At 37.8% G+C, this 7,427-nt stretch carries 7 protein-coding genes; 4 read left to right on the top strand and 3 right to left on the bottom strand.

The features are described from left to right. The 3 genes from Q1J40_RS05195 to proC all read right to left on the bottom strand — a co-directional run. Positions 1-344, bottom strand: a 344-nt coding sequence (locus tag Q1J40_RS05195; RefSeq protein ID WP_301098987.1) for a hypothetical protein, incomplete at its 3' end; no start/stop codon positions are given. A 139-nt stretch (positions 345-483) separates the two neighbouring features. After that, positions 484-1,644, bottom strand: coding sequence for a 3-phenylpropionate MFS transporter (locus tag Q1J40_RS05200; RefSeq protein WP_301098988.1), 1,161 nt, complete (start codon positions 1,642-1,644; stop codon positions 484-486). Then, a complete protein-coding gene (gene proC, locus Q1J40_RS05205; protein WP_301098993.1) occupies positions 1,641-2,459 on the bottom strand; it encodes a pyrroline-5-carboxylate reductase in 819 nt (272 codons plus the stop codon). Before proC ends, Q1J40_RS05200 begins: the two co-directional genes overlap by 4 nt. 78 nt (positions 2,460-2,537) lie before the next feature. Between proC and rdgC the strand changes: the two genes are divergently transcribed. The 4 genes from rdgC to Q1J40_RS05225 form a co-directional block, all read left to right on the top strand. Then, positions 2,538-3,446 (top strand): recombination-associated protein RdgC, encoded by a 909-nt coding sequence (gene rdgC / locus Q1J40_RS05210; protein WP_301098989.1) that lies wholly within the window; start codon positions 2,538-2,540, stop codon positions 3,444-3,446. Beyond that, on the top strand, positions 3,446-4,696 hold the full coding sequence (locus Q1J40_RS05215) for a multifunctional CCA addition/repair protein (RefSeq protein WP_301098990.1): 1,251 nt from the start codon (positions 3,446-3,448) through the stop codon (positions 4,694-4,696). The genes rdgC and Q1J40_RS05215 overlap by 1 nt, the downstream gene beginning before the upstream one ends. A gap of 124 nt (positions 4,697-4,820) precedes the next feature. Next, complete coding sequence (hpt, locus tag Q1J40_RS05220) at positions 4,821-5,360, top strand: hypoxanthine phosphoribosyltransferase (RefSeq protein ID WP_301098991.1); 540 nt, start codon at positions 4,821-4,823, stop codon at positions 5,358-5,360. 88 nt (positions 5,361-5,448) lie between these two features. Further along, positions 5,449-7,427 (top strand): transglycosylase SLT domain-containing protein (locus tag Q1J40_RS05225; protein ID WP_301098992.1); only part of this gene is annotated, 1,979 nt, incomplete at its 3' end.

The following is a 7,427-nucleotide window of genomic DNA, read 5'->3' on the forward strand; positions in this document are numbered from 1 at the left end:
GCTTTGTTGTTAGCGTCTGTATTGTTGGCAATATTGTTGTTAGATGCATTATCAGCAGGCGCTTTGTTGTTAGCGTCTGTATTGTTGGCAATATTGTTGTTAGATGCATTATCAGCAGGCGCTTTGTTGTTAGCGTCTGTATTGTTGGTAATATTGCTATTAGAAGTTTTGTTGCTGGATGAGTTATTTTGAGGTGTATTATTAGAAATAGTTTTGTTAGGAAGATTACTGCTAGAAATGTTTCTATTGGATGTAGAAGCTCCACCACCACTAGAAGAGCCACACCCAACAACAGTTAAAGACGTTATAATAGCTAATGCAATATTTAATTTCGAAGGTTTCACTTATTTTTCCTTAAAGTTTAATAGATAAAACTAATGTATTTGAAGTATAGGACCGTTATTTTTTACTCGGCGCATTATAATTTAAAAACTTTAAAAGTAAATGTAAATATTGATTTTTCTTTTATAAAACAATTAATTGTTAAAAACTTGTTTCAAATTTTCTCGGTGCAATAAATATCGCTGGCAAAGCAAAAATTGCCATTAGCCAGAAACTCATCATTGGAGACGATTGATAAACAAAGCCTGCAATAAAGGTAAATATCGCCATTAGAATACAACTTGCACAACTAAAGTAGATAGCCTGTAATTTCGCAATATGCTCTACGGGTTGAGACGAAATATAACGAATCATCGTATAATGCCCTGCAGCGTAGGATATCGAGTGGAGCAACTGAACAAAAATTAAAATCATAAAATTATGGGTAGAGGCAATAATTACCCAACGTAGAATCGCACCAATAGCGGATAAGATAATCAAATGTTGAGTTTTCCATGCCTTAAATGCTTTATTGGAAAAGAAGAAAAAGATGATTTCGGCAATAACTGCCGCTGCCCATAAAAAGCTTGCATCCTGTGTACTAATCCCATTACTTGACCAGTAAATCGTACTGTAAGCGTAATATGCAGCATGGGATGCTTGAATTAATGAAATGGCAATCATAATTCGCATTGTTTCGGGTACTTTGAATAATTGCCAGTAAGTAATATTTGATGTTTTGGGCTGTGTGTCGTTAGTTGAACTTTGATTAAATCCAATAGTGGGATTGAGCATTAACCCTATACCAAGGAAAATTAACCAAGCGGTTAAAATCCAAATAATCGCGGATTCTTCCACATAATTGAGTAAAAAGCCTGTTGAAACTGAACCAACCACAAAAGCCATTGAGCCAAATAGGCGACTTCTTCCGTAATCTAAATTGACTTGTTGTTGCCATGTCGAGGCAATGGTATCGCCAATAGGCATCGCACCACCATTAAAAATATGGAAAATAGCAATAACAGGTAACAACATCCAAACTGATCCTACACTCCAAGCGACCACAAATAAAATAGCAACAGTTGCCCAAGTGAGAAAACGGTTTAATGGAATTAAGCGGTTAGGGTTAGAGGCTTTTTGTGAAAAAAACATCGCCCCAAGAAAACGGAAAATATAACCCAATGAAATAATTAGCCCGATCATATCGGTATCATATTCATGATGTTTTAGCCAAACGGGTAGGAACGGTAATAAAACACCGTAGGCACAATAAAAACCAAAAAAGTTAAAAGAAGACCATTGAAAAGGGCTCAGTTTAATCATAGTTGTTTTTCCATTTCCTCTGCACGTTTGATGGCTGCGTGCATTGCTTTATTGACTATTTCAGAGAGATTATTTTGTTCAAAAACAGATAATGCTTGGGCGGTTGTCCCACCTTTTGAAGTAACATTTTCTCGTAAAGTTGATAGTGGGATATCGGGATTCTCTACCACCATTTTACTTGCTCCTAGTGCAACGGATTGCACAAGAAAACGAGCATCTTGTTCACTGAATCCCATTTGTATTGCAGATTGTTGCATTGCTTCCATAAAGCGAAAGAAATATGCAGGACTACTGCCAGTGATCGCAATGATTTGATTCAATTTATCTTCTGATTCTACCCAATAACATTTTCCAACTGAAGACAATAATGATTCCGCAAATTTACAAGCGGTCGGTTCTACAGATTTTTTTGCAAATAATCCCGATAGACCTTCGCCAATAAGTGAAGGGGTATTCGGCATTGAGCGAATAATATTTTTTGCAGTCGGGAGTAAGTTTTCTAAGCGAGTGACTGAAATGCCCGCAGCAACAGAGAGAACCCATTTATTTGAAAAATCTACATCCGCAAATTCAGCGCACACTTCCGCCATTACTTGAGGTTTAATGGCTAAGATAATTACATCAGCTTGCTCTACCGCTTGTCTGTTCGATAAATTGACTTGAACGCCCATATTTTGTAATTCATCTCGGCGAGCTTGATTACTTTTATTGCAAGCGATCACTAATTCACTGGGATAACCACTTTTAATTAGCCCTGAAATAATCGCAAAAGCCATATTTCCCGCACCAATAAAGGTGACCTTTTTCCGTTGCATCATAATTCTCTCTTTTTGTAAATTGATTCAGTTAGCGTAGAATACAGGTATTTTACGCTATCAATGAAGGATTACTAAATGTTTTGGTTTAAAAATGTGATGGTTTATCGCTTAACGACCCCACTTACGCTTGAGTCGGCAGAATTTGAGCAACAGCTTGAACAAACAAAATATACCCCTTGCCAACAAAGTGATATGAGCAAATTTGGCTGGTCTTCGCCACTCGTCACCAGTAAATTATTGCATTTTTCACAAGGTAAACAATTCTTAATTGTGGCACACAAAGAAGATAAATTATTGCCGGCCCCTGTTATCAAAAAGGAAACAGATTCTCGTATCGAGATTTTTGAGCAAAAAGAACAACGCAAAGCAAGAAAAACAGAAAAACAATCGATTAAAGATGATGTGATTGCGATGTTGTTGCCAAGAGCCTTTAGTAAACATCAAAGCACAGCCATTTGGTTAGATTTAGACAATCAATTCGTTTATGTGGATTCAGCATCAAGCAAACGAGCAGAAGATGCCCTTTCATTATTGCGTAAAACTTTAGGTTCATTACCCGTTGTGCCTGTTTCTTTTGCCCAACAACCGAGTGAGGCAATGACGGCTTGGCTTGCCAAAGGGCATACACCCCATTGGCTCAATTTGCTTGAAGAGGCAGAATTAAAATCTTTCGATACGGAAAGTATCATTCGCTGTAAACGTCAAGATTTAGAAAGTGAAGAAATCGCTTTACATCTTTCAGCAGGCAAGTCCGTCACCAAACTAGCATTGGATTGGGATAGCCATTTCTCGTTTGTGTTGAACGAGGATGCCACACTCACTCGGGTAAAATTCGCCGATGAAATTCGTGAAAAAAATGAAGATATTTTGAAAGAAGATATCGCACAACGTTTCGATGCGGATTTCTTGTTAATGACCGAAGAATTGCGTTTATTTACCGAGAAATTGACCGAAGAATTAGGTGGTATTAAGGAACGCTTATAATGGAAATTTACCTTGTTGGCGGGGCAGTACGAGATCAGTTATTGGGATTGCCTGTTAAGGATAAAGATTGGCTAGTGGTTGGGGCAACTCCCGAGCAATTATTGGCGGAAGGTTATCAGCAAGTAGGTAATGACTTCCCCGTTTTTTTACACCCAAAAACTCGAGAAGAATATGCGTTAGCCCGTACAGAACGTAAGAGTGGCAAAGGCTACACTGGATTTATTTGTGATTTCTCGCCAGAAGTAACTCTAGAGCAAGATCTGATTCGCCGAGATCTAACTATCAATGCTATCGCTCAAGATCTGAATGGAGAGTTGCACGATTTTTACGGAGGCTTATCCGATCTTAACAATAAAATTTTACGTCACGTTTCCCCAGCATTTAGTGAAGATCCATTACGGGTATTAAGAGTGGCACGCTTTGCTGCTCGTTATCATTCGCTAGGATTTTCGATTGCAGATGAAACGGTAAAACTCATGCGAGAAATGACCGCTTGTGGCGAGTTAAATCATTTAACTGCCGAGCGTGTATGGCTAGAAACCCAAAAAGCCTTTGCAACACCGTCTCCTCAGGTTTATTTCCAAGTATTGAGAAAAATTGGCGCATTAAAAGTCTTATTCCCAGAAGTTGATGCGTTGTTTGGTGTTCCTCAACCAGAAAAACATCACCCTGAAATTGATTGCGGTATCCATACCTTAATGGTGGTTGAACAAGCAAAAAAATTAGCAAACCAAGCTAATGATCCTGAAAGTGTATTATTTGCTGCCTTGTGCCACGATTTAGGCAAAGCATTATCGCCTAAAGAGATTTTACCTCATCACTACGGACACGAGCAGAAAGGTGTTGAACCCACTCGCCAGCTTGCTAATCGCTTAAAAGTCCCGACTCACACCAAAGATTTTGCCAAGTTAGTCACAGAGTTTCATACCCATTGCCATAAAATTATGGAGTTACGTCCAGAAACCGCTATTAAATTATTTAATAAATTTGATGCGTGGCGAAAACCACAACGATTTTTTGATTTTTTACTAGCGTGTAAAGCCGATTCAAGAGGGCGATTAGGTTTTGAAGATCGAGAATATCCTCAAGTCGAATATGCTAAACATCTATTTTATATTGCGAATCAAGTAGAGGTCAAAAAAGTGATCGAAGACGGTTTCGAAAAAGCTGCTATTCGAGTTGAATTAGATAAACGCAGAGCGTTGGCGATCAAACAATTTAAGCAATCACAACAGAATCGTAATAATTAAACTAAATGTAGAGAATTAAAACAGGGATTTTTGCAAAATAAGACAAAAAGGGCTACCATTCTTCTCCAAGTTATATGGTAATACACATAAGTTTATTACACCTTACGAATTAATAGGATCGATAATGAAAAAACATCATCTTGATACACTTATTTCAGTAGAGGACGTGCAAAAACGTATTGCTGAGTTAGCAAAAGAAATTAATCACGATTATCACTATAACCACAGTAAAGATTTAGTGGTGGTGGGGCTGTTGCGTGGTTCATTTATGTTTATGGCGGATCTAGTTCGTCAATTAGATTTACCTGTTGAAGTCGATTTTTTAACGGCATCAAGTTACGGTACAAGTACAGAATCAAGCCGTGATGTGAAGATTCTAAAAGATTTAGATGGTGATATTTGTGGCAAGGATGTGCTTATTGTTGAGGATATTATTGATACAGGTTTTACGTTGAGTAAAGTAAGTGAAATCTTAAAATTAAGAGAACCTCGTTCAGTAAAAATTTGTACCTTGCTTGATAAACCTTCTCGCCGAGAAGTTGAAGTTGATGTCGAGTGGGTAGGCTTTACGATTCCAGATGAATTTGTGGTGGGCTATGGTATTGATTATGCCCAACATTATCGTAATTTAGATTATATTGCGAAAGTGATTATTGAAGAATAATGCAAAAATTTGAATAGAACTAACCGCTTGTTGTTGGCAACTTCAAGCGGTTTTTGTATTCTAAGGATCATCAATCAGGAGAGAATATATGATCAAAAAGTCCTTGGGTTTACTCTTTATCACGACAGTGATACAAAATGCGATAGCTGAAGAGGCAACTGTCCCTCAACCACCTGCTACACCACCTAAAGTATTTTCAGAAAGTGAAGTATTACAATTAAAATCACAATGGCTAGCAGAACAACAAATTGCCATTCAAGATCGTCTGAAACAACGAGCTAATTTTTTACAGCTAGAATCATTATTGCAAGCTGCCCAGTCGCAAGATAAGCTTTCTCCTTATACTTTATCGCTCGCAAGGAGATTAGTGCCAGAAGGCTATCCTTTACAAGAGGATATGGATTGGCTATTTCTCAAAGCCGAATTAGCAATGGCAGATAAAGCGGAAGATACTGAAAAAAGTGTGTCGATCATCAAAAATTTTACCCGTAAATATCCTACAATAGCCGAGCGAAATCAGCTAGATCAGATTCCATTTTCTCTTTATTTTGATCGTCAGCAGTTTGAGGATCTCGTTGCTTATGCAGAAACCTATCCCGCTAGAACAGTAGAAAACCAATGCCGAGTTTTGGGTGCGCAATATCAATTATTAGCCGAACGAATCCAACCGAATCCAGAGGCAGAACAAGCAGGAAATCGTGAGGCGATTTCAACCGAAAGTATGTCTAAGCTATTACAGGATTTTGAAGCCTTTTGGTTGTTAGATATGCAAAGTGATTTTTGGAAAAATGCCAATAGTAGTGAGAAAAATTACTGGCGAAATCACGCATCATTACCTGATTCTTGCGGTGGGCTTGAAAGCTATTGGAAAGATAGTGGGTTAAAAACAGCTGAAAAAGTGAAAACTAAAGCGGTAGAATTATTTGCGTTAAATTCATCTGTTGGCTTGAAAAATTTAATTGCCAATACTCAAGATAAAGAGTTGGCGGAATGGTTGGAAACTGTTGAAAAATTAAGATCCTCGCCAAAAAATTTGCAAATATTTGTGCAGAACTTACCGCTTGATCAATGGAATAAAGCGTTAGTATTAACCAGTTTTCCTTCATATATTCGTACTTTCCCAGAGCAAACTGAAAACTCAAGTTTTGACGATTATCAGCAATGGGCTGAAAAATGGCAACTGACCCAAGACGAAATTAATGAGTGGAAAGTTGCTATGCTCAATCGTTTATTTGATAACAATGATTCAGCATTTCAAAAATGGCGAGATGAGCAGATTAAACAGCTTAAAGTGGATAATTTGACAGAAAGACGTTTAAGAATTGCGATTCGAGAAAAAGCCGATTTGAATCCTTGGTTAGCATTGTTATCTGATACATCTAAAAATAAGCAAGAGTGGCGGTACTGGCAAGCTAAAGCAAGTTCAGATAAAGCACAGCGAGAAGCGATATTAAAAGAGTTAGTCACAGAGCGAGGTTTTTATCCAATGTTGGCGGCTCAACTTTTGAAACAACCTTATATATTGGATATTCCACCGATTAAATCTCTTACGGAAGAGCAAAAAGCGCAATTTGCTCGCCAGTTAGAGCGTATTCAAGAATTAAGAATATTGAATCGTTTAGGTACTGCAAAATTAGCGTGGGGCGACTTATTACAAGCGGTCAGTTTTGAGGAACAATTAGCATTATCTGAATATGCGTTACAGCAAGATTGGTATGATTTGGTTGTAGACGGCACGATAAGATCAAAAGCGTGGGATCACATTCAGTTACGCTTACCGAATGCTTATTCAGATTGGTTTGATTTAAATTTAGCTAATAAACCGATTCAGAAAAGTTTTGCTATGGCAATTGCTCGACAAGAAAGTGCGTGGAATTTTCAGGCTCGTTCCTACGCTAATGCGATTGGCTTAATGCAAATGCTACCAACTACTGCTAGTGAAACCGCGAAAAATAATGAGTTAGTTTATAGTGGAGAACGAGATCTTGTCTCGCCATTTAACAATATTATGCTTGGCACAACTCATTTAACCGAACTCAATGAAAAATACCCGAATAATCGTATTTT

It is taken from the genome of Otariodibacter sp. (assembly GCF_029256985.1).
Classification (GTDB): domain Bacteria; phylum Pseudomonadota; class Gammaproteobacteria; order Enterobacterales; family Pasteurellaceae; genus Otariodibacter.